We start from the raw sequence: 21,892 nt of genomic DNA on the forward strand, positions 1-21,892 counted from the left end.
GAAAACCGGGCTATGCGCCTGTATGCGCATGACCTTCGGCCACAGGGGCCAGCAGGGGTATGCCGATTGTCCGCACCAGTCCCTCCGCCGGTATGAGCCGGATCAGGTTCCCCGGGACGCACCATGCGCCCGGAAGGGTCCCCGCGCGCATGACCGGGTCATGCCAGCGGTATCTCAGCCCCTTGCCGGGACTCCCCTTGGTCATTTCAGGATCATGAATCCTGCCGTCCTTGTCAACGATATTGCGAAAAGCGGGGCAGGCGGGGCGAAAAAGAATCCGTGTGCCGATTTGTCATCCGCGCCGTTGTGATAGAGTGCGGGCAGGCAACATCTTTTTCCGGGGAAGCAGGACAGTATGACAGGCAGCGCCATTTCAGATCGGATTGCACAGGGCAGCGGGCGTGTGGTGGCGGATACCGTCATCAGGAACGTGCGCCTGTTCGATCTGGTGACCGGGGCGCTGCTGCCGACCGACATCGCCATCTGTGGCGATACCATCGTGGGCACGCTGGACAGTTACGAAGGCGCCACGGTGATCGAGGGGCATGGCCGCATCGCCGTGCCCGGCTTTATCGATACGCATCTGCATGTCGAATCCTCCCTGATCACCCCGTTTGAATTCGACCGCTGCGTCCTGCCCCATGGCGTGACCACCGCCATCTGCGATCCGCATGAAATGGCGAACGTGCTGGGCCGTCCCGCGCTGGATTACTTTACCGAAGCGGCGCTGCGCACGGTCATGGACCTGCGGGTCAATCTTTCAAGCTGCGTGCCGTCCACCGCGCTGGAAACATCGGGCGCCACGCTGGGTGCTGCGGACCTGCTGGCCTATCGTGACCATCCCAAGGTGATCGGCCTTGCGGAATTCATGAACATTCCCGGCGTGCTCAATGGTGATCCGGTATGCATGGAAAAGCTGGAAGCCTTTGCCGGCGGTCATATTGATGGCCACGCCCCGCTGCTGCGCGGGCGCAGGCTCAACGGTTATCTTGCTGCGGGCATCACCACCGACCATGAGGCCACGACGGCGGAAGAAGCGCTGGAAAAGGTACGCAAGGGCATGATGGTGCTGATCCGCGAAGGATCGGTATGCAAGGACCTGCGCGCGCTGGTGCCGCTGCTCAACCCGGTTACGTCCCCGTTCTTCGCCTTCTGCACCGATGACCGCAACCCGCTGGAAATCGCGCATGAAGGCCATCTGGATTACCTGATCCGCCTTGCCATCTCGCTGGGCGTGGAACCGCTGGCGGCATATCGCAGTGCCTCGCTCAGTGCGGCGAACGCCTTTGGCCTGCGCGACCGGGGCCTGATCGCGCCGGGACGGCGGGCGGATATCGTGCTTCTGGACGATCTGCGCGAATGCCGGGTGTCGGACGTGATCAGCGCCGGGCGACTGGTCAATGACGCGCTGTTCGCCGCGCGTGAGATCATCCCCCCCGTTGGCATCGACAGCATCAACCTGCCCGCGCCCGTGACGGCACGGGACATGGAAATTACGGGCAGCGGCACGCAGCGTCCCGTGATCGGCCTGCTGCCCGGCCAGATCATCACACCCTTCCTGCATGCCGACCTGCCGGTGCGTGACGGGATTGTCCAGCCGGACCCGGCGCAGGACATCGCGCGGATCTGCGTGGTGGCGCGCCATGGCCATAATGACAATATCGGACGCGGGTTCGTTAAGGGGTTTGGCCTGTCGGGCGGGGCGCTTGCATCCTCCGTCGGGCATGACAGCCACAACATATGTGTGGTCGGCATGAACGATGCGGACATGGCGGTTGCGGTCAACCATCTGGAAAAGACCGGCGGCGGGTTCGTGGTGGTGCGTGACGGCAAGGTCGTGGCCGACATGCCCCTGCCGGTTGCGGGCCTGATGAGCGATGCCCCGTTCGAGGCCGTGCGTGACCAGCTTGAGGTCCTGCGCGCCGCCGCCCGTGCGCTGGGCTGCGAACTGGATGAGCCGTTCCTGCAGCTTGCCTTCCTGCCGCTGCCGGTTATTCCGCACCTCAAAATTACCGATTTCGGCATGGTGGATGTCAACCGGATGGAGCTGGTCTGACACAGGCATGGATGGGAACGGTCCATGACAACGGTTGCTGAGGCCCCCGCGCGGGAAGCCACGGCCACCCTGCGTGCCTACCGTGCCGACTGGGTGCATTTCACCCAGTGGTGCGCGGCGCAGGCCGTATCCCCCATTCCCGCCTCGGCGGAGGTGGTGGCCGCCTATCTGCGCAGCCTGACGGAATTCGCCCCCGCCACCATCCGGCGCAGGCTGGCGGCGATCGGCAAGATGCACCGTTTCAATGAAATGCCATGGGATGTAAGGGACCACCGCGTGCAGCACGCGGTGGCCGAAATGGTGGAGAAAACCGCCACCCCCGCGCTACCCCCGGCCGTCGTAACGCCGGAGATGCTGCACGCCATGGTCGCGCGGTGCGGGGACGGGGTGCGTGGCCTGCGTGACCGCTGCCTGCTGCTGTTCGGTTTTGCCGGGGCGCTGCGTCGTTCCGAACTGGTGGGGCTTCAGGTGGAAGACGTGCAGCCAGACCACGGACAGGTCGTTTTGATGATTCGGGATGAAGGCGGCGCGCAGCCCGTCATCCTGCCCCGGGCGCAGGACCGGACGCTTTGCCCGGCTGCGGCATATGCGGCGTGGCAGCAGGTGGCGCACCGGCTGACTGGCCCGCTGTTCCGTGGCATTTCAAAGGGGGAGCGCATAGGCGGTCGTGCCCTGACCCCCTATGCCGTAACGCGTATCCTGCAGCGCCGGGCGCTTATGGCCGAACTTCCGCCTGATACGGTCGCCCGGTTAAGCGCCCATGCGCTGCGCTCCGGCTTTATCCTTGATGCCCTGCGCCGCGGGATGGAAACCACCGAACTGTGCCGCCATACCCGCTACCACGATCCACGCGCCCTGCGCCCTTATGAACGGCAGCTTGCCGATGGCTGAAAACCTGCGTCTGCCCTGGGCTGACCTGCCACCTCCCGCCGTGGCGGAGGAAGAGCCCACTGCCACGCCCGCCCGCCGGACACCGGCACGGCGGGGGCGACGGCCTCTTTCATCGTGGCCTAAATCCTCCGAACCTGCGCCGTGGAAGGGGTGGCACCTGCTGGTCCATGGACCCGATGCGGCCATGGATGCGTTCGTGGCGCAGGCATCCGGCCCCGGCCTGATTCCATGGCCGTTCGATGCCGAACGGGTGGAGGAAGATGTGTTCGCCCTTGCCATCGGCGCCAGTGGCAAGGGACCGGGGCGCAGCGGTCTGTCGGTGGAAGGGTGCCGGATACTGGCCCGCCAGTTCCGCGAGGCGGCGGAAGTGCGTCATGCCCGGCTGGCCCTGCGGTCGGGTGCGGCCTGTCCGCTGGACTTTCACCGTCTGGTGCCGGTGCCGCAGCGGATACTGGAACTTGGCGCAACGCATCCCGATGCGCGGGCATGGCTGCGCACGCACTGGGGAATAGCCGAAGCGCCGGTGCAGGTCAGCCTGCTGCCCCGGCTGAAGGCAGGTCGCCGCCTGCCGCGCGATCACCGGGCAGCCGTTTACGGGTTCTTTACCCGCAATGGCGCGCCCACCCCTGTGGTGCGTCGTCTTGAGGAGCATTTCCCAACCCTGACCTTCCGGCTGTCGGAACGGTCGCTGGCATGAACGCGCAACTGGGCCTGTTTGACAGTGGCATGCCGGACGGGGGGGAGCCGGTCATCCGGCTGGAAGCCTATCAGGGCGGGCTGTCCCATCTGCTGCAACTGGCGCAGGCGCGCGAAATCGATCTGGGCCAGCTTGATATCGTCGCCCTGATCGACCAGTTGGCGGAAGCAGCGCGCATCCATGCGTCCCTGCCGCTGGGCATGAAGGCGCAGTGGGCGGTTATGGCATCGGGCCTTCTGCTGCTGCGCTCGCGGCTCATGCTGCCAGTCGATGATCCCCGCCAGCAGCAGGCCACGCAGGAAGCGGCCGACCTGCGTTCGCGCCTGATTGCGGCGGAAAACGCCACCCGCCTTGCCGGATGGCTTGCCGCGCGTGAACAGCTTGGGCACGACGTTTATGGTTTCGGGGGCGCAATACACGGCGATACGGACGAATCGATGCCGTGGGAAGTTGACCGCATCGAATTCCTGTGGGGCTGTCTTGCCGTGTTTGATGGCAACTGGGGCGTCATGCCGGTGGAGAGTCCCGCCTACGCGCCGGTCCAGCTTGACCTGTTTTCGGTAGAGGATGCGCGGGTGCGGGTACGCTCCTGTCTGGCGCGGGCGCGCGAACGCGTGCCGCTTGAACGCATGCTGCCCGATTCCATGCGGAAGGGACCGCCGGGGCGCCTGTCCACCGGTCAGCGCCGCTCGGCTTGGAGCAGCACCTTTTCGGCCTGTCTGGAAATGGTGAAACAGGGCGAGGCGCTGGCCTTTCAGGACGCATCCGAAACCCTTCCGGCCTTCAGTGGCGTGCCCGATGTGGCCGCCCCGGATATGCAATCCGTTTTCGCCAAGAAATAAGGGTGGCGGGGGATGTGATCTGTTGCAACCTATACTGATCCACGGCAGACTCGTATCGAATCCGAAATATTATTATGCCCGCCCGGAAGGCCACGGAAAGGAGGAAAGATTTTTTCGGGCGTTTTTTAACACTTTGCTTGACTAGGATTTTTTTTTGATGAAGCTGGAACGAACGGTTTTTCAGCGATCTTTCGAACGGTGGTGAAGACGGGTCCATCGGACCGTTTCCCGCCCCCTCGGTATGTTTCGCAAAGTTATGACGTGCACATAAGTTTATTTCGGATAAAATCGGGGTTGATTTCGAGATGTTAATAATGTTTATGGATAAAACGTGATGAATGAGTGGCTTGGCCTGTCATGGCGGCATGTATCGGGTGCTTCGGCACCTGCCTGCATGTTGCCGGAAGTCGCGGCGGTCGTGTTCTCCTGTTCCGCCAGGAGGGATGGTTGTCGTGCTTCAGGGCCGGGTCAGGGAGAACAAGGCGGATCGCATCAGTCGTTTCGTAGAAATCTGGTCATACTCCCGCAGTAAAATTGGTGAAATCAGAACATCTAGAATAATTTTTGTAGTAATTCCTTCCTAAAACTATGCCGTTCTGAGTGAGGTATGGGTATGACGTATGCGGAACAGAGTGACAATACACTACAAAAGGTGATAATTTTCGCCATTGTCCTTGTGTTCGAAGCGGCGCTGGTGATGGCACTTTTGTTTGGGCTTCACTCACCACCTGATGCGCCAAAAGAACCACCGCGGCCGCCGGTGCAGGTGCACATGATCAAGGAGCCGCCGCCGCCGCCGCCGCCTCCACCCCCGCCGCCGCCGGAAATCACGCCGCCGCCGCCGCCCTATATTCCGCCGCCGAAGATTCAGGTGCCGACGCCGCCGCCGCCGATGCGCGTGACGCACACGAAGCCGCCGAAGGCCATGCCGCCCGTAAAGGCCATGCCGCCGTCCGATGCGCCCGTGTCCAACGCCCCGCCGGTGCCCGACCATTCGGCCGGAACGTCGCCGCTGAACCATGTGGTGCCGGAATATCCGGAGGAAATGTCGGAAGAAGGTCGTGAAGGCGTGGTCTCCGTCGCCTGTGACGTGGAGCCCAGCGGTGAGACCAGCAACTGCCAGGTTGTCAATGTAAAGGGTGGCGAACCGTTTGCTGAAGCCGCGCTGAAAGCGGTCCGCCGCTCACGGTATGCGCCGGCTGTTAAAAATGGTGTGCCCGTCAAGGAATATCACCATCTCTATACGATCACGTTCAGTCTGAATGACTGAGCCTGAATGTTAGGTCAGGCACGGCGGGGGCCGGCAGCACCCCGCCGCCTCGGAAAAAACATCCTGCTCCAGAGGATTTTGGTTAAATGATCAGACTGCATCGTAAACACACTCTTGTTGCCTCGGCCGCTTTCGCTGCCATGCTGTGTGCTGCCTCTCCGCTCGCAGCGCTGGCACAGGATGCCGCCCCGGCCGCGAACGATGCGGCCACGGCACCCGCACCGGCGGTTTCCGCTCCGCCGACCGATGGCAGCGGCGCGGTCGCCACGCCGGCTCCGGGTGCGGATGCCCCAGCTGCACAGACGCCTGCCCCGGCAGATGGCTCGGCACCTGCGGCCCCCACCCCGACCGACGCGGCGCCTGCCGCCCCGGCCGATGCGCCCGCCGCTCCGGCGCCCGCTCCCGCAGCGGATGCGACGCCTCCCGCCGATGCCCCCAAGGCACCCGAAGGCAACCCCTACGGTCTGGGCGCGCTGTGGGCCAACGGTGACTTCATCGCCCGTGGCGTGCTGCTGATCATGGTCTTCATGTCGCTTGGCACATGGTACATCATGATCACCAAGTTCTTCGAGCAGGCCCGCGTCATGGCTGCCGCCAAGAAGGTGATGAGCGATTTCTGGACCAAGGGTTCCATCAAGGACGGCGCCGCCGCCCTGCCCGCGAACTCTCCGTTCCGCTACATCGCGGATACGGGTGTGAAGGCTGCTGAGCACCACGAAGGCACGATGCAGGAATCCATCGACCTGCACTCCTGGACCACCATGTCCATCCAGCGTTCGGTTGACGTGATCCAGACCAAGCTGCAGGGCGGCCTTGCCTTCCTTGGCACGGTGGGTTCGACCTCTCCGTTCGTGGGTCTGTTCGGCACCGTGTGGGGTATCTATCACGCGCTGACCGCCATCGGCATCGCGGGTCAGGCTTCGATCGACAAGGTTGCAGGTCCGGTTGGTGAATCGCTGATCATGACGGCCATCGGCCTTGGCACCGCGGTGCCTGCGGTTCTGGGCTACAACCTGCTGGTGCGCCGCAACAAGGGCGCCATGGACAAGATCCGCAACTTCGCGGCTGACGTGCAGTCGATCCTGATGGGTGGTTACCGCCATGGTTCGGAAATCACCATCCATCCGGACAACTCCCCGACCACAACGACTATCGATAACCGGGTGGCCTGATCATGGGTATGCAAGTTGGAGGTGGCGGCGATGAAGACGAGGTGGTGTCGGCCATCAACACCACACCGCTTGTCGACGTCATGCTGGTGCTGCTGATCATCTTCCTGATCACCATCCCCGTCGCGACACACACCATCAAGGTCAGCCTCCCGATGGATGCGAACCAGCCCACCCGGACGATGATGAACAACGTCGTCATTGCGGTGACGCCACAGGGGCAGGCATACTGGGATGAAACGCCGCTTACCAGTTATGCCGACCTTGAGTCCCACCTGGAGCACGTGGCTGCGCAGAACCCGCAGCCACAGATCCAGATCCGTGGTGACCAGGCATCGAAATACGAAGGTGTGGGTCGTGTGATCGCGGCCTGCCAGCAGGCAGGTATCGTCCACATCGATTTCATTACCGAGCAGCCGCACGGCTGATATCCATTCCCGGCCGGGGTCTGATCCCCGGCCAATTTCGGGAGAGTAGACACCATGGGCATGAATGTCGGCTCAGACAGCACGACAGAGGATGAAGGTATTGTCGATATCAATACCACGCCCCTGATTGACGTCATGCTGGTGCTGTTGATCATGCTGATCATCACCATTCCGCTTCAGACGCATTCAGTTTCGATCGACCTGCCGCAGGGTAATCCCCCGCCGTCTTCTGTCCAGCCGGACCCGGTTGTGGATACTGTGGCGATCGATTTTGACAACACCATCACCTGGAATGGTGAACCGGTTCCGGATGATGCAGCCCTTCAGGCCCGTTTTTCGGAAGCGGCAGCCCAGCCGGTCCAGCCCGAGATGCACATCCATCCGGATCGTCTGGCCAGCTACAAGGTTGTGGCACGGGTTCTGGCTGATGCGCAGCGCCTGGGTGTGAGCAAGCTTGGCATTATGGGCAGCGACCAGTTCATGGATGCGCAGTAAGGCTTCTGCATTCCTGATAATGGTATGAATCCGCATGACAGAACGGCCCTTCCGCAAGGAAGGGCCGTTTTTTCGTACCATCATGCAAGATGTCAAAACTGCCTATTTTAAAGGCAACCGGCCTGTTTCACCTGTGACATTAAAGCCACGAAATACACATTGTTGACGGTGAGATCGGCTGGGTCACGCAGGAACATTCATGGCAGGAATATGGAATATTTCTTGTTTTTTAGGGGGATAGAGCTTATTTGCCCCTTCCGGCAACGGTGTGTTGTCAGATAGATAAACAGCCCGTTGCATTTTTTGAGCTTTCCGTGTCCATGTGTATTTCTTAAGTCAACATATATGCGGAATGTTTAGTTTCCGTAACTACTTCAGCATTACCGAACAGGACGGGACCTGCTGGTAGGAAGGCAGACGGGGATGGCTGCCGCTGGAAAACAAAACCGTATGGCAGCCCCGAAAAGCGGTGCGCCAGACAGATTTGCGGGGGAATGAATGAAGACGGGCCGGGATTTCTATAGCGCAGTGATACGTCAGGTACGGAACGCGGGGGGACGCACCGGACTTGCGGGACTGTGCATGCCGGGGCTGAAAACGCGCCTGCGTGCCATGTCGTGCCTTGTGGGCACGGTCTGCATTGCCTCGGGTGCTGATGGCTGGGCGCAGGCGGCAACCACCACCACGCAGCCGGCGCAGCAGCATGCGACGACAAAGACGGGTGCGACGCCTGCCGCCAGGCACACCACGACAGCCGCTACCGCGCAGCCCGCCGGGCTGGTCAACCATCAGGCTCCCGAAGTCATCAACGTGGCGCGGTCCCGTCAGGCCAATGACGGTGGCGGCGGCATGATGCGGCTGGAAACGGCGCCGCATGCGGTCCAGACCGTAGGCAAGCAGTTCATTGACATGCGCAGCCCGACCAGCACGGCGCTCGATCTCGTCAAGAACCTGCCCAGCATGAACGTGACCACGCCTGATTCGTCCGGCATGGAAGGCGGCCAGATCCAGACCCGCGGCCTGACCGATCTGGATATGGGTCTCATGGTTGATGGCGCCCCGGCTGCCGCTGCCAAATACATGGCGGAAGACATCGATTCCGAAAATCTGGATAGCGTCGAAGTCACGCCGGGCAGTTCCGGCACCGACCTGCCGGTCATGTCGGCAGCGGGTGGCGTGATGAACGAGCATTCGCACACGGCATCGCACAAATTCGGCGGCATGACGGATTTTTCCTACGGGACGAACAACCTGTCGCGTGAATTCATCCGTCTGGAATCGGGCGACATCGGCAAGACCGGCCTGCGCAGCTACTTCTCGTTCTCCAACACGCATGCACGGTCGTGGATGGGGTCGGGCATCAACCAGCGCAAGCATATTGATTTCGGTCTGCAGAAGGACTGGAACAACGGTTCCACGGCCCGGCTGTTCCTGTCATGGAACTCGGAAGATTTCACCATCGACGCCTATCCCGACAGCACGGCATTCGAAGCCTACAAGCACGGTGGCACGGGCTATGGCCGCAATTCCGATCCGACCAGTGACAACTACTGGAAGAACAACAACGACCACTGGAACCAGATCTTCCTGACGGCGCCGATCCACGTCGTGCTGCCCGCCAAGTTTACGTTCGACCTGCAGTCCTATTTCAGCTTCGGTCAGGGCTGGGATGCTTCGCCGGGTAATAACACCGCGTACGGCGCCAACTACTCCCCATCCGAAGGGCGCAACTATACCGACTACTTCCTCGAAAACGAGTCCCGTCAGGTCGGTGTAGTGGCCAAGCTGGGTTATGATATCGACCGGCACAACCACGTTTCGGTTGGTTACTGGTATGAAAACAACCAGACGATCCAGTCCTATCCGCTCAGCTACACCATGGCGAATGGCGCGGCTCCCAGCCCCAATGCCTCGGCGTACCAGAATACGTATTCAAACGAGACGTTTGGCGTATCAGGTGTGAATGCGGGCTATGAACTGCATGCCCTGTTCATTCAGGACACAGCCAAATATTTCAATGACAAGCTGCAGATTCACGCAGGCTTCAAGTTCGTCATGTCCGATGCATGGAACAAGGGCTGGAATTCAGCCGCCAATGGCTGGACCTATGGCAAGAACCTGACGCCGGGGGCATCCGTTGGCCATAATGGCGCCAATACCACCGAACCGCTGCCGCAGCTTTCGATCGGCTATACCTTCAACGATCACCATCAGATCTATATCAATGCCGAAGGGGACTACCGCCAGCCGTCCGCCGTTGATCTGGGGTGGCTGACGCCGGTAACGGGTCAGTCGATGCTGAAGAACCAGTATTCCATCAAGGAAGAACTGGGCTATCGCTATCACGACAAATACGTGATGTTTGATCTGGCGCTGTTCAACTACAACGTGACCAACCGCCTGATGGACACCTATATCGGTGCGAACCAGTACATGCCGATCGAGGCGGGCAACCAGACGATGCGTGGTTTCGACGCCATGGTTGCGACCCGTCCGTTCCATGGTTTCAGCCCGTACGCATCGTTTGAATACCTGCATGCGACCCAGGATTCGAACGTCACGGACCCCACCTCGGGCATTACTTATGCCGCGAAGGGCAAGCAGGCGATCATGGCGCCGCATATCATGGCGAATTTCGGCCTGACCTATAAGTACAAGGGCTTCTTCGCCAACGGCAGCGTGCATTACACCGGTGCGCAGTCCGTGGCACTTGATAACAGCGAGCGCATTCCCGGCTACGTGACGGATACCCTGTCGCTTGGCTATCACTTCAAGCCGTTCATGTATGCAAAGTCGCCCACCTTCCGCCTGAACTTCACCAACCTGACCGGCTCCATCGTCCGGACGGGCGCGATGGGTGCGATCTATCACGCTGGCACCCAGGGTGGTTACCCGGTCTATTACGGTGCGTCCTCGGCCATGGGCCGCTATGCGAATGGCAACTCTTTCATGGTTGAACCGCGCTTCACCATGACAGGCACCATTTCCACTTCCTTCTGATCATTAATCGCGCACGGGGAACCCCGCCTTTGCTCCAAAGGCGGGGTTCTTTGTGTCAGGACCATCGCACATGGCGGAAAAAGCCATGCAGCAGGGGAATGGAACTGTGACAACGGGCACGACACACCCGGTTGATGAAATGCTGCCAGCGGGCATGCTGTTTGCCTTTGGTCTCCAGCACGCACTGGTGATGTACGCGGGCACCGTGGCGGTGCCGCTTATCTTTGCCGCCGCCATGCACATGTCAGCCGCCCAGACGGTGTTGCTGATCAATTGCGGGCTGATGACATCGGGCATCGCCACGATCGTGCAGAGCATCGGCTTCTGGAAATTCGGCTCCCGCCTGCCCATCGTGCAGGGGTCATCCTTCGCCATGCTGGCATCCATGCTGCTGATCGGGCAGATTTATGGCGTACCCTCGGTTTTTGGCGGGGTGATCGGGGCCGGGCTGGCGATGGTGCTTCTGGCGCCGGTCATGGCGCGGCTCATGCGGTATTTTCCGCCGGTCGTGATCGGCTGCCTCATCACCATAATCGGTCTGACGCTGGTTCCGGTGGCTGGGCGCTGGATTGGGGGCGGGACACCGGGTGCGCCCGGTTTCGGCAGTGTTGCGAACCTGCTGCTGGCCTTTGTCACCATCCTCATTACGGTGGCGGTACAGGCATGGGGCAGGGGATTCCTGGCCAATATCAGCGTACTGGTGGGGCTGATCGCGGGCAGCATCCTGGCGGCGCTGTGTGGCATGGGACATTATGGCATGGTGGCGGATGCGCCATGGTTTGCCGTCAGCATGCCCTTTGCGTTCGGCCTGCCGGAATTCCACCTTATGCCGGTGGTCATCATGCTGCTGAGCATGGTCATCATTGTTGCGGAAACCACCGGCAACTGTCTGGCCATAGGTCGTGTGGTTGACCGGCCCGTAACGGATGCAACCATCGCGGGCGCCCTGCGGGCCGATGGGCTGTCCACCGTGCTGGGCGGACTGTTCAACAGCTTTCCCTACAATGCCTTTACGCAGAATACCGGGCTTATCGCCATAACCGATATCCGCAGCCGCTTCGTTGTGGCGGCGGCGGGCGTGGTGATGATCGTGCTGGGCCTGTTCCCCAAGCTGGGCGCGCTGATCGCGGCCTTGCCGCCACCGGTTCTGGGGGGCTGCGGGCTGGTCATGTTTGGCATGACCACGATCGGCGGCGTGCGCGAACTCCTGCATGTTCCCTTCGAGGGCACGCGTAATGGCCTGATTGCCGCCGTGTCCATCGGGCTGGGTGTGCTGCCCATGGCGTGCCCTGACCTGTTCACCCATCTGTCCGGATTGTGGCGGCTGTTGCTGGGCAACGGCGTGCTGCTGTGCATCCTGTCCGGTGTTCTCCTGAACCTGCTGGTGGGTGCAGGGGAAACCGATGCGGCGGATGGGAAAGGAGAACGGTCCGGCTCCTGAACCGGGCCAGGGATGGGTCAGCGCGTGGCGGTGGCTGATGCCGGGCGGAAGGGGAGCAGCCGGGCGGCACTGCACAGCATGCCGGTAAAGGCGACAATGGACCCGAAGCCAAGGCAGCTCCGTTCCGCGTCATGCGCGATCAGGCCAAAGGCCATGGCCACGCACATGGCACCCGTCGCCTGTCCGCATTGCCGTGCGATCTGGACCATGCCCGAGGCACTGCCCGACCGCCCCGCCGGGGCGGTGACCATCATGATGCGGTTGTTTGGCGGCTGGAAAATGCCGAATCCCATGCCCGCTACCGCAATGCGCCACGCAATGTCGAACCAGCCGGGATCGGGTGGCAGAAGGTAGAGGGCCAGAAAACCCACCGCCGTCACGCACAGCCCGATTGAGGACAGGATGGCTGCGGGCACCTTATCCGCCAGTCGGCTGATGACGGGGGCCACGGCCATGATGCCGACGGGCCATGGCGTCATGAGCAGCCCGACGATGGAGGGCGGATAATGGAACAGGGCCTGAAGCGTGAACGGGAACGAAACCATGAACAGGTTTGACGAAACAAAGCCCAGAAACCCCACAAGCGTGCCCATGCGGAAGGCGGGGATGCGCAGCATGTCGACCGGGAACATGGGATGTGCCTGCCCGCGCTGACGGCGCACCAGCAGCCAGCCCGCCACAATCCCGGTCAGGGCCAGCAGCACGACCCGGCTGGTATCCGCGTGGTGGGCAATGGAATCACCCGCCATGATCAGCGCGCCGAAAGCCAGCACGTTCAGCACCGCGCTTGTCCCGTCAAATGATGACGGATTGATGGGCGTGCGCGGCAGGGAGATCAGCGCCAGCACAAGGGCGGTCAGCCCCAGCGGAATGTTGATGAGGAACAGCCACGGCCACGCGGCGAAGGACAGGATGATGGAGGCCACGGTGGGTCCGGCACCCACGCCCATCGCCACCATCACACCGTTCAGCGCGATGCCGCGCCCGATGATGGCATGGGGGTAGATGAAGCGGATCAGCGCAATGCTGACGCTCATGATGCACGCGCCCCCCACGCCCTGTACCGCGCGGGCGAGGGACAGGACGAGCAGCGTGTGGGACAGGGCGCAGAACAGGGAAGCCACGGTAAACAGCGCCAGCCCAAGCTGGCACAGCCGCGAAAACCCGATCCGCGTGCCAAGGGCCGCCATCGGCAGTAGCGAGACCACGCTGGCCAACTGGTAGGAATTGACGATCCACACCGCCGAGGCGGGTGAGACATGCAGGTCCGCCCCGATGGTTGGCAGCGCCACATTGGCAATGGCGTAGTCAAGCAGGGCAAGCAGCACGGACAGCGCCACGGCGGTCATCGCGCGTACGCGCGCCGCGCCATGCAGGCCTTCGCCTTCGATCAGGACAGGTTTTACGTGGGGAGACATGGGCACGGGCTTTTCGGGCGATGGGGGCAATATGTTCTGATTGGTAAACGATATGCGAGCGTGCCACCTGCATCAACACCCGTCCGGGGCGGGGCAGGTATGGCGATGGCCCGAAAGCCGCGCGGTCAGTCCTGTGCCGCCAGTGCGCGCTGGCCGATATCGTGGCGGTAGACGGCATCGGGCCAGTCGATCGCCTTTACGGCCTGATAGGCATGGTCGCAGGCTTCGCGCAGCGTGTCCGCCGCCGCACATACGGCCAGAACGCGGCCACCGGCAGCCACCAGGCGACCTTCATCATCCAGCTTCGTGCCTGCCTGGAACACCTGCACGCCGGGTATGGCCGCGGCCGCTTCAAGATTGCGGATGGCCCCGCCCGTGACCGGTTTGCCCGGATAGCCCCGCGCGGCCATGACCACGCTTATGGAGGACTGGCTGGAAAAACGGATATCGGTCCGGTCCAGTTCGCCCGCCGCCACGGCGGCAAGGGCGGCCAGCAGGTCGCTTTCCAGCCGGATCAGCAGGGCCTGTGCTTCCGGGTCGCCCAGCCGCACATTATATTCAATCAGCTGCGGTCCCTGCGGTGTCAGCATAAGGCCCGCGAAGATGATGCCGGTAAACGGCGTGCCCCGTCGCGCCATCTCGCGCAGCATGGGGCGCACCAGCAGGTCAAGGGCGGCTTCCTGCCGGTCGCGGTCGAAGCCGGTGGGGGGCGAGACCGCGCCCATGCCGCCGGTGTTGGGGCCGGTATCGCCATCGCCAATACGCTTGTGGTCCTGCGCGGCGCCAATCAGCACGGCGGTTTCCCCGGCGCAGAAAGCGAACAGCGAGACCTCATCGCCGATCAGGCAGTCCTCGATCACCACGCTGTGGCCTGCCTGACCCAGCGTGCCGTCCGTCATCATGTCGGTGATCGCCTGTTCGGCTTCCGCGACACTCTGCGCGACGACAACGCCCTTGCCCGCGGCAAGTCCGTCTGCCTTGACCACAACGGGCGCGCCGTGGCGGCGCACGTAATCCAGCGCGGGCCGTGCCGCGTCGAATCGTGCCCAGCCTGCTGTGGGAATGCCCGCCGCGTCGCATATTTCCTTGGTGAAGGTCTTGCTGCCTTCCAGTGCCGCCGCCGCCTGCGTGGGTCCGGCACAGGCAATGCCAGCTTCGCGGCAGGCATCGGCGATTCCTGCGACCAGCGGTGCTTCGGGGCCGGGAATGACAAGGTCGATGCGCTCACGCCGCGCCAGCGCGATCAGTCCGGGTACGTCATCCGCGCGCACGGCGCAGTTCGTGCCCAGCGCAGCCGTGCCCGGATTGCCCGGCGCGATGAACAGGGCGTCCAGAAGCGGCGACCGCGCAATGGCAGTGGCCATGGCATGTTCACGTCCGCCCGATCCAACCAGCAGCACCCGCATCACTCTCGTACCTTCCGTTTTTCATCTCTGCCCTTTCGGGGTGGCCGTCTCTATCATACCTTGGGCGAATGGATGAACAGTTTCCCGACTCGGGGCCCATCATGGGCGGCAACACACCTGAATTTTCGGTTTCCGAAATTTCGGGCGCCATCCGCTGTACGCTCGAAGGTACGTTCGGCCGTATCCGCGTGCGGGGCGAGATTACCGAATTCAAGCGCTACCCGTCGGGGCATCTGTATTTCTCGCTCAAGGATGAAGGGGGCAAGCTGTCCTCCGTCGTTTGGCGCGGGACGGTCTCGCGCCTCGGGCTGAAACCCGAAAACGGGCTGGAAGTCATCGCCACGGGCAAGATTTCCGCGTACGGCGAGCGGTCATCATACCAGATGGTGATCGACCGGCTGGAATATGCGGGCGAGGGGGCGTTGCTGGCCCGCATTGAACGCCTGCGGCTGCGGCTGGCGGCCGAAGGGCTGTTCGATGCCGGGCGCAAGCGGGCGCTGCCCTTCCTGCCCCGTGTCATCGGCGTGGTGACATCGGCGCAGGGTGCGGTGCTGCATGATATCCGCACCACCATTGCCCGCCGCTTTCCCCTTCCGGTTCTGGTCTGGCCGGTGCCGGTGCAGGGAGAAGGCGCGGCGGAACGGATCGCCCATGCGATTGCCGGTTTCGATGCTGTTGACGGCAGGGGAAGCGTGCCCCGTCCCGATGTGCTGATCGTGGCGCGTGGCGGGGGTTCGCTGGAAGACCTCATGGCGTTCAACGACGAAGTCGTGCTGCGTGCGGTGGCAGCCTGCCGCATTCCGCTCATTTCCGCCGTCGGTCATGAGACGGATACCACCCTGATCGATTTTGTATCCGACTGCCGTGCCCCAACCCCCACGGCGGCGGCGGAAATGGCGGTGCCGGTCCGCATGGAGCTTGAGGCCGGCCTGACACAGCGTGAGGCCCGCCTGCGCAGCGGTCTTGCGCGCAGCCTGCAACTGGCCCGGGCGCGTCTTGACCGGGCGGCAGCCAGCCTGCCGGACCTGCCCGCCGTGGTGGAGGGCGCCCGGCGGCGGCTGGATGACCGGAGTTACCGGCTGGATCTGGCGTTGCTCACCCATATGCGCCACCTGCGCGCCAGCCTGCGCAGCGCATCCGACCGGCTGCCCGCCCCGCAGATGATCCTGGCGCTGCGCAGCGCGGACCTTGCCCGTGTGGATACGGCGTGCCTGCAGGCGATGACGGCGTACATCAACCGGCGCGAAGCCACGCTGGGCGGCCTGCGTGTACCGCCTGCGGTGCTGGTGTCACAACTGCGCGCCTGCGCCAGCCGCCTTGCGGGAGAGGGTGGGCGACTGGCTTCCCTCTCTCCGCAGGCCGTGCTGGAACGGGGTTACGTGCTGGTGACGGATCGGAAGGGCAAGCCACTTTCGCAGGCGGCGCAGGCGCGCAGGGCAGCACAGGTCGTCCTGACCTTCGCCGATGGAAAGGTTGCCGCCCGTCCCCTGCCATCGGGTGAGGCCGCGCAGCAGATTCTCGATCTGTAACGCATTACGGACAAGGCATATGACAGCATGACACGATGGACACGACTATACGCCACAGGCATGGTTTTCATGGCGCTGGCTGGCTGCACGCATCAGCCGCACCAGCCCCGCCCGCGCGTGGCGGGAGCCGCGGCATCCGTGCCGGGACGTATCCCGCCGCAGGGTTTCGCTCCCGGCCTGACCGGGGAAGAAGGGGCACCCCCACCGGGTGTCGTCCTGACCAATGATCCGTCCGCCCCGGCTGACACGCCCCTGTGCGGTCATGCCGTGCGCGAAGCCAACAGCATCGGGGCGACGGTACATCCGGACATTACGCCCGTGGTCAGCAGTTGCGCGGCCAATGCCTGTTTCGATGCGCAGACGGGCACCTATATCGCGGCGGATGGCAGCCGCCGGGTCTGTCGCTAGACCAGCCCGCGTAATTCCGTATGGGTCATATACCGGGTATGGTCGGACCAGAGCCATATTCCAATTGACTTTGCGTGTGGGGATGGTTGACCCTTGAGCTACCATGACCGTCCCTACATCATCCGGTACGACAGGTGATTCACAGGCGACAGTGCACATGTTCCCCCTCAGGCGCATGCTGTCGCTGCCTGAGGCTGCGGAATATATCGGCATTACGCTGCTGCGGCTGCGCTGCCTGCGCCTTGTGCGCGCCGGGCCGCATGCCGCCATGCGCAACGGGCGTGAAGTGATGTTCCGGACCGAGGATCTGGATGCGTATGTGGATACGCTCTACCGTCGCGCCAACATCTCCCATGCCGAACAGGCCCGGCACCGTAACGAATGGCGTGGCAGGATCGCGGGTCTGTCCGATACGGCGCGGGGCAGCATTTCCGATTCCTTCATGCAGATCGTGACGCGTGACGAACTGCTGGAAACCGGGACGAACCGGGGGTTCCGGGTGCTGTTCCTTGGCGGGCTGTGCCTTATTTTCCTTTCCCATACGCCGCTGATCTGGCGGCTGTAGCGCAACAGGACGCCCATTTCGGGGCAGATGCATTTTTTGGCTGTGCGGGTATGTTCTTTCGCCATACGATCCGCTACGCAGAAACCACGATAGCGGAACAATAATGGATCGGATAATGACAGGTATGCGCAGCAGCATTATGGCCCGGACCGGACACGCGCGCCTGCGGGGCGCGTTTTTTGGGGCGGCCCTTGCGCTGACCCCGGCCATTGCCATGGCGCAGGATGCGGGCAACCAGCAACAGCAGAGCCCCCCCATCCTGCCCATGCCGCCGGTGCCCGACTTCAAGCCGCTGCCTGCCGGTACCCGGCCCGCAGCACCTGTCATCGGCATTTTCAACACACAGCAGATCATGGCGCAGTCCACGGCCGTGCAGAAGCTGCAGACCGAACTGGGTACGCGGCGCGAAGCCCTGGTGCGTGATGTCCGGGCGGAGGATGCCCAGCTTCAGGCCCTGCGCCAGTCCATCATCAAGGCGGGAAAGGCCCCCACGCCCGAGCAGCAGCAGGACCTGCAGAAGCGTGTGATGGCTGACCGGACCAAGTTCGGCAACCGTAACCGCATCCTTGAAGAGGACGCGCAGGTCGCCCTCAATCAGGTCCAGCGTGAAATGCAGCAGGTCGTCAGCGCCATTGCCGCGGCACGGGGCATGACCATGGTGCTGCAGGCTGGCACTGCCGCCCTGCATGACAACAGCCTTGATATCAGCGATCAGGTTGTGACCTACCTCAATCAGGCACTGCCGACCGTCTACCTGCCCGGACCGACGGAAGACCCCGAGGAAATTGCCAAGAGCGGCAAGTACCCCGTCATGCCGTTCCAGCCCAGCGATAATGGCGGTGGCGAGTAATACAGACCCGGTCATCCAGTCCCTGCGGTCCGGTATACCGCAGGGCTGGCATGATTTATGCCAGAAGATCTGCCGTAATGCCCCCGGTGACCGCAATGGCATCGGCTGCGGCAAGGCGGACCAGATAGCCGCGTTTTCCTCCGTTGATGATGACATAGGGCTGCATCAGCGCTTCCTGCGCCAGCGCGGTGCGTACGCGGCGGCGCTGTCCGAATGGGCTTATGCCACCCACGCGGAAGCCGGTGTTACGCTCGGCTACGGCAGGCGGCATCATTTCGGCTGACTTGCCGCCAAATGTAGCGGCCACCTTCTTCATGCTGATGCTCTCGGCCACCGGTACCACCACACAGGCCGGTTTCCCGTCCACCAGAACCATGAGCGTCTTGAATACCCTTGCTGGTTCCTCCCCGATGGAGGCCGCGGCATGGTTGCCCGTCTGCCCGGCAGCAGGGTCATATCTGTATTCAATGACCGTAAATGCGATGCCCGCCTTTTCCAGTGCGGCGGTGGCGGGTGTTGCCTTGCTCATGCATGTAACTCCGGCTCGGGCACCGCCTGCACGTAGCAGCCCTGCGGCTGGGGACCGGGCAGGCACAGGCGGATGATCTGCGGGGCGATGGCCTGCGGTGTGGTCAGGCTGGCCATATCCAGCGCGGGCATGGCCAGTCGGCGCAGGCGGGTGGCGACCATGCCGGGTTCAAACAGGTTGATGCGTAAGGCGCTGTGCGGGGGCAGTTCCTGCGCCCATGTCCGGACAATGGCGTCCTGTGCCGCACGGCTTGCCGCCACCATGCCCCAGAACGGGGCGGGCTGGCGGGCATGGCGGTCCGTCAGGAAAACCGCCCGTCCCGCCTGCGAACGTTCCAGCAGGGGGGCGAGCGTGCGGATAAGCCGCCATGTCACGCCCGGTCCTGCATGCAGCGCGCGTTCCATGTCCTGTGGCCGGATATGGGGCAGGGGGGAAAGCAGCCCCAGTTCCCCGGCACAGTGGACCAGAATATCCAGCCCCCCTTCCTGAAGGGCTATGGAGGGACCAAGCGTATCCAGCCGTTCGCCATCCAGCAGGTCCAGCGGCAGCAGGATGGCGTCCTGCTTCGCATGCTGGCGGATCAGATCATCCGTCTGTTCCAGCCCGCCCTGCGTGCGCGCCACCAGAATGCAGCGTGCCCTCGCCTGTGCGAGGGCTACGGCAACCGCGCGCCCGATCCCGCGGCTGGCCCCGGTTACAAGGGCGGTACGCCCGTGCAGGTCTGGACTGGCGGGCTGGTCGTTCATGCAGGTTCGGGGTGATGTTCGGCTTCGTAATCCACAAGTTCGATCGGGTAGTCACCGGTAAAGCAGGCATCGCAGTAACGGTTGCACGCGTCCTTGCGGTCCTTGTAGCCCAGCGCGCGGTACAGCCCGTCGAAGGAGATGAAGGCGAGGCTGTCCACACCGATCAGCTTGGCCATTTCCTCGACATTGTGCTGTGCGGCGAGAAGCTGGCCGCGTTCAGGCGTGTCGATCCCGTAGAAACATGAATGCGTGGTGGGCGGCGACGAAATGCGCATATGCACTTCCTTCGCGCCCGCTGCGCGCACCATGTCCACGATCTTGCGCGATGTCGTGCCGCGCACGATGGAATCATCCACCAGCACCACGCGCTTGCCATCCAGTACGGGGCGGTTGGTGGAATGTTTCATCTTCACGCCCAGATTGCGGATCTGGTCGGTCGGTTCGATGAAGGTGCGGCCCACGTAATGGTTGCGGATGATGCCCAGTTCGAACGGGATACCGCTTTCGGCGGCGAAGCCCATGGCAGACGGGACACCGGAATCCGGCACGGGTACGATCACATCTGCTTCCACCGCGCTTTCGCGCGCCAGCTCAACGCCGATCTGCTTGCGGGTGTCATACACGGCCTTGCCATCCATGACGGAATCGGGCCGGGCAAAATAGATGTATTCGAACACGCAGAAGCGCGACTGCTTGCTGCCAAACGGCTTGAGGGAACGGATGCCGTCATCATTGATGATGACGATCTCGCCCGGCTCCACGTCGCGCACGAACTCGGCCCCCACGATGTCCAGAGCACAGGTCTCGCTTGCCAGCACCCATGCGCCTTCCGTGCCGTTTTCCTCCCGGATGCGGCCAAGGATGAGCGGTCGTACCCCCAGCGGGTCACGCACGCCAATCAGTGCCTCACGCGACAGGACAATAAGCGAATACGCACCCAGCACCTGCTTGAGCGCATCGATCAGCCGGTCCACCACATTCGCGTAGAGCGATATGGCGATGAGGTGGATGAACACCTCGCTGTCGGTAGTGGACTGGAAGATGCAGCCGCGGCGCACCAGCGCCTTGCGCAGGGTTTCGGCATTGGTCAGGTTGCCGTTATGGGCAACCGCGAGGCCACCGAATTCGAAATCGGCAAACAGCGGCTGCACGTTACGGATAAGCGTGGCACCCGTAGTGGCGTAGCGGTTATGGCCAACCGCGCAGTGGCCGGGCAGGGTGGCCATGACGCGGGAATCACCAAACACGTCCCCGACCAGTCCCAGTCCCTTATGGGTATGGAAGCGCGTGCCGTCATACGACACGATGCCTGATGCTTCCTGCCCGCGATGCTGGAGCGCATGCAGCCCCAGTGCCGTCAGGGCGGAGGCATCATTGATGTTCCATACGCCAAATACCCCGCATTCCTCATGCGGCTTGTCATCATCGTGTCGCCACTGGGCGGCGATATCGTCGCGTTCCGACTGCGTGGGGGAATTGTCGGAAGCGGCATGGAGGCGGGTGCGGGACATGGTCAGCGATCTTTCCTTGACGGACGGAGGCGGCGGGTACCGACGAAAGGTTCAGATGGGCGCGTCATGCCGCGTCCCGGCGGGTTGCGCAAGATGCACATGGAAGTTATCGGGCGAGAAAGCCTTCAGATAGGCCATGCTGGTGCCGATAAGGGGCGTAATGCGGCTTGAGCGCATCACATCGGGCCATTCCTCCTGCGGTACAAGGGCAGTGATGCCGGCATAGAGTACCACAAGAAGGATATAGCCCCGCGCCAGCCCGAACAGCAGGCCCAGCACACTGTCCAGCCCGGACAGGATGGAACCCTGTACCGCCCGTCCTGACAGATGGGCAGTCGTGGTGAAAATAGCAAGAAGGACCAGAAACAGCACGACGAAGGACGTAATGGCGGCCAGCGTGTGGTTACTGATCCATTGCGCGGCATAGGGTAGCAGCGCGCCATACCAGGCTACCGCCAGCACTGTCGCCATGACCCAGGCGGCAAGCCCCAGCACTTCGCGCGAGAATCCACGTACTGCACCAACTATTGCCGACAGGCCGACAATGGCGATGCCTGTGATGTCAATCCAGTTCATGCTTGCCGATTATGCTGGGTGCCGGCAGGCATATAACGGGCACGGCCCCGGTCATCTGTCGCACT

At 62.8% G+C, this 21,892-nt stretch carries 20 protein-coding genes and 1 riboswitch; of the genes, 14 read left to right on the forward strand and 6 right to left on the reverse strand.

Annotated elements, in window-relative coordinates; genetic code table 11:
• Positions 1-61 precede the first annotated feature (61 nt).
• Positions 62-208, reverse strand: a riboswitch (TPP riboswitch).
• A gap of 147 nt (positions 209-355) precedes the next feature.
• The 10 genes from ade to ACBR42_RS05325 all read left to right on the forward strand — a co-directional run bounded on the left by ade (position 356) and on the right by ACBR42_RS05325 (position 12,289).
• The gene (ade, locus tag ACBR42_RS05280) at positions 356-2,056 is read left to right on the forward strand and encodes an adenine deaminase (RefSeq protein WP_371207420.1); all 1,701 of its coding nucleotides are present in this window, start codon (positions 356-358) and stop codon (positions 2,054-2,056) included.
• A gap of 24 nt (positions 2,057-2,080) precedes the next feature.
• Positions 2,081-2,947: a site-specific integrase gene (locus ACBR42_RS05285; RefSeq protein WP_110548007.1), complete on the forward strand. Its 867-nt coding sequence runs from the start codon at positions 2,081-2,083 to the stop codon at positions 2,945-2,947.
• The gene (locus ACBR42_RS05290) at positions 2,940-3,644 is read left to right on the forward strand and encodes a hypothetical protein (RefSeq protein WP_371207421.1); all 705 of its coding nucleotides are present in this window, start codon (positions 2,940-2,942) and stop codon (positions 3,642-3,644) included. The genes ACBR42_RS05285 and ACBR42_RS05290 overlap by 8 nt, the downstream gene beginning before the upstream one ends.
• The gene (locus ACBR42_RS05295) at positions 3,641-4,486 is read left to right on the forward strand and encodes a ScpA family protein (protein WP_371207422.1); all 846 of its coding nucleotides are present in this window, start codon (positions 3,641-3,643) and stop codon (positions 4,484-4,486) included. Before ACBR42_RS05290 ends, ACBR42_RS05295 begins: the two co-directional genes overlap by 4 nt.
• A 607-nt stretch (positions 4,487-5,093) precedes the next feature.
• On the forward strand, positions 5,094-5,756 hold the full coding sequence (locus ACBR42_RS05300) for an energy transducer TonB (RefSeq protein ID WP_371207423.1): 663 nt from the start codon (positions 5,094-5,096) through the stop codon (positions 5,754-5,756).
• Positions 5,757-5,842: 86 nt separating this feature from the next.
• Positions 5,843-6,928: a MotA/TolQ/ExbB proton channel family protein gene (locus ACBR42_RS05305; protein ID WP_371207424.1), complete on the forward strand. Its 1,086-nt coding sequence runs from the start codon at positions 5,843-5,845 to the stop codon at positions 6,926-6,928.
• A gap of 2 nt (positions 6,929-6,930) precedes the next feature.
• Positions 6,931-7,353, forward strand: coding sequence for a biopolymer transporter ExbD (locus ACBR42_RS05310; protein ID WP_102325110.1), 423 nt, complete (start codon positions 6,931-6,933; stop codon positions 7,351-7,353).
• Positions 7,354-7,407: 54 nt separating this feature from the next.
• Positions 7,408-7,848, forward strand: coding sequence for a biopolymer transporter ExbD (locus ACBR42_RS05315; RefSeq protein WP_102325111.1), 441 nt, complete (start codon positions 7,408-7,410; stop codon positions 7,846-7,848).
• A gap of 498 nt (positions 7,849-8,346) precedes the next feature.
• Positions 8,347-10,848: a TonB-dependent receptor gene (locus tag ACBR42_RS05320; protein WP_102325112.1), complete on the forward strand. Its 2,502-nt coding sequence runs from the start codon at positions 8,347-8,349 to the stop codon at positions 10,846-10,848.
• Between the two features lie 70 nt (positions 10,849-10,918).
• The gene (locus ACBR42_RS05325; protein ID WP_243705194.1) at positions 10,919-12,289 is read left to right on the forward strand and encodes a nucleobase:cation symporter-2 family protein; all 1,371 of its coding nucleotides are present in this window, start codon (positions 10,919-10,921) and stop codon (positions 12,287-12,289) included.
• Between the two features lie 17 nt (positions 12,290-12,306).
• On the opposite strand, the gene ACBR42_RS05330 is transcribed toward ACBR42_RS05325, so the two are convergent.
• Positions 12,307-13,707, reverse strand: a complete 1,401-nt coding sequence (locus ACBR42_RS05330) for an MFS transporter (RefSeq protein ID WP_102325113.1) — start codon at positions 13,705-13,707, stop codon at positions 12,307-12,309.
• 125 nt (positions 13,708-13,832) lie between these two features.
• Complete coding sequence (purD, locus tag ACBR42_RS05335) at positions 13,833-15,113, reverse strand: phosphoribosylamine--glycine ligase (protein ID WP_102325114.1); 1,281 nt, start codon at positions 15,111-15,113, stop codon at positions 13,833-13,835.
• Between the two features lie 68 nt (positions 15,114-15,181).
• Here purD and xseA point away from each other — a divergent pair, with 68 nt between their 5' ends.
• The 4 genes from xseA (at position 15,182) to ACBR42_RS05355 (ending at position 18,465) form a co-directional block, all read left to right on the forward strand.
• Positions 15,182-16,642, forward strand: a complete 1,461-nt coding sequence (xseA, locus tag ACBR42_RS05340) for an exodeoxyribonuclease VII large subunit (RefSeq protein ID WP_371207425.1) — start codon at positions 15,182-15,184, stop codon at positions 16,640-16,642.
• Between the two features lie 69 nt (positions 16,643-16,711).
• Positions 16,712-17,050, forward strand: a complete 339-nt coding sequence (locus tag ACBR42_RS05345) for a BA14K family protein (protein ID WP_180967552.1) — start codon at positions 16,712-16,714, stop codon at positions 17,048-17,050.
• A gap of 157 nt (positions 17,051-17,207) precedes the next feature.
• The gene (locus tag ACBR42_RS05350) at positions 17,208-17,615 is read left to right on the forward strand and encodes a DNA-binding protein (RefSeq protein WP_102325117.1); all 408 of its coding nucleotides are present in this window, start codon (positions 17,208-17,210) and stop codon (positions 17,613-17,615) included.
• A 124-nt stretch (positions 17,616-17,739) separates the two neighbouring features.
• Entirely contained in the window at positions 17,740-18,465 is a 726-nt protein-coding gene (locus ACBR42_RS05355; protein WP_102325118.1) for an OmpH family outer membrane protein, read from the forward strand.
• Between the two features lie 55 nt (positions 18,466-18,520).
• On the opposite strand, the gene ybaK is transcribed toward ACBR42_RS05355, so the two are convergent.
• Genes ybaK through ACBR42_RS05375 form a run of 4 tightly spaced genes read right to left on the reverse strand, consistent with a single transcriptional unit; the run spans position 18,521 to position 21,827 of the window.
• Positions 18,521-18,994 (reverse strand): Cys-tRNA(Pro) deacylase, encoded by a 474-nt coding sequence (ybaK, locus tag ACBR42_RS05360; RefSeq protein WP_371207426.1) that lies wholly within the window; start codon positions 18,992-18,994, stop codon positions 18,521-18,523.
• Entirely contained in the window at positions 18,991-19,740 is a 750-nt protein-coding gene (locus ACBR42_RS05365) for an SDR family NAD(P)-dependent oxidoreductase (protein ID WP_371207427.1), read from the reverse strand. The genes ybaK and ACBR42_RS05365 overlap by 4 nt, the downstream gene beginning before the upstream one ends.
• Positions 19,737-21,251 carry an amidophosphoribosyltransferase gene (purF, locus tag ACBR42_RS05370; protein ID WP_110547999.1) on the reverse strand — a complete coding sequence of 505 codons (1,515 nt, stop codon included), beginning with the start codon at positions 21,249-21,251 and terminating at the stop codon, positions 19,737-19,739. The genes ACBR42_RS05365 and purF overlap by 4 nt, the downstream gene beginning before the upstream one ends.
• Before the next feature lie 51 nt (positions 21,252-21,302).
• Positions 21,303-21,827 carry a CvpA family protein gene (locus tag ACBR42_RS05375; RefSeq protein WP_371207428.1) on the reverse strand — a complete coding sequence of 175 codons (525 nt, stop codon included), beginning with the start codon at positions 21,825-21,827 and terminating at the stop codon, positions 21,303-21,305.
• Positions 21,828-21,892: the final 65 nt, after the last annotated feature.

The sequence above is a fragment of the Komagataeibacter sp. SM21 genome, assembly GCF_041402665.1.
Taxonomy (GTDB): domain Bacteria; phylum Pseudomonadota; class Alphaproteobacteria; order Acetobacterales; family Acetobacteraceae; genus Komagataeibacter; species Komagataeibacter saccharivorans.

Excerpts from the sequence above, each read along its gene's own strand:
- ade (WP_371207420.1), top strand. The coding sequence starts at position 356 with ATGACAGGCAGCGCCATTTCAGATCGGATTGCACAGGGCAGCGGGCGT.
- ACBR42_RS05285 (WP_110548007.1), top strand. The coding sequence starts at position 2,081 with ATGACAACGGTTGCTGAGGCCCCCGCGCGGGAAGCCACGGCCACCCTG.
- ACBR42_RS05290 (WP_371207421.1), top strand. The coding sequence starts at position 2,940 with ATGGCTGAAAACCTGCGTCTGCCCTGGGCTGACCTGCCACCTCCCGCC.
- ACBR42_RS05295 (WP_371207422.1), top strand. The coding sequence starts at position 3,641 with ATGAACGCGCAACTGGGCCTGTTTGACAGTGGCATGCCGGACGGGGGG.
- ACBR42_RS05300 (WP_371207423.1), top strand. The coding sequence starts at position 5,094 with ATGGGTATGACGTATGCGGAACAGAGTGACAATACACTACAAAAGGTG.
- ACBR42_RS05305 (WP_371207424.1), top strand. The coding sequence starts at position 5,843 with ATGATCAGACTGCATCGTAAACACACTCTTGTTGCCTCGGCCGCTTTC.
- ACBR42_RS05310 (WP_102325110.1), top strand. The coding sequence starts at position 6,931 with ATGGGTATGCAAGTTGGAGGTGGCGGCGATGAAGACGAGGTGGTGTCG.
- ACBR42_RS05315 (WP_102325111.1), top strand. The coding sequence starts at position 7,408 with ATGGGCATGAATGTCGGCTCAGACAGCACGACAGAGGATGAAGGTATT.
- ACBR42_RS05320 (WP_102325112.1), top strand. The coding sequence starts at position 8,347 with ATGAAGACGGGCCGGGATTTCTATAGCGCAGTGATACGTCAGGTACGG.
- ACBR42_RS05325 (WP_243705194.1), top strand. The coding sequence starts at position 10,919 with ATGGCGGAAAAAGCCATGCAGCAGGGGAATGGAACTGTGACAACGGGC.
- ACBR42_RS05330 (WP_102325113.1), bottom strand. The coding sequence starts at position 13,707 with ATGTCTCCCCACGTAAAACCTGTCCTGATCGAAGGCGAAGGCCTGCAT.
- purD (WP_102325114.1), bottom strand. The coding sequence starts at position 15,113 with ATGCGGGTGCTGCTGGTTGGATCGGGCGGACGTGAACATGCCATGGCC.
- xseA (WP_371207425.1), top strand. The coding sequence starts at position 15,182 with ATGGATGAACAGTTTCCCGACTCGGGGCCCATCATGGGCGGCAACACA.
- ACBR42_RS05345 (WP_180967552.1), top strand. The coding sequence starts at position 16,712 with ATGGCGCTGGCTGGCTGCACGCATCAGCCGCACCAGCCCCGCCCGCGC.
- ACBR42_RS05350 (WP_102325117.1), top strand. The coding sequence starts at position 17,208 with ATGTTCCCCCTCAGGCGCATGCTGTCGCTGCCTGAGGCTGCGGAATAT.
- ACBR42_RS05355 (WP_102325118.1), top strand. The coding sequence starts at position 17,740 with ATGCGCAGCAGCATTATGGCCCGGACCGGACACGCGCGCCTGCGGGGC.
- ybaK (WP_371207426.1), bottom strand. The coding sequence starts at position 18,994 with ATGAGCAAGGCAACACCCGCCACCGCCGCACTGGAAAAGGCGGGCATC.
- ACBR42_RS05365 (WP_371207427.1), bottom strand. The coding sequence starts at position 19,740 with ATGAACGACCAGCCCGCCAGTCCAGACCTGCACGGGCGTACCGCCCTT.
- purF (WP_110547999.1), bottom strand. The coding sequence starts at position 21,251 with ATGTCCCGCACCCGCCTCCATGCCGCTTCCGACAATTCCCCCACGCAG.
- ACBR42_RS05375 (WP_371207428.1), bottom strand. The coding sequence starts at position 21,827 with ATGAACTGGATTGACATCACAGGCATCGCCATTGTCGGCCTGTCGGCA.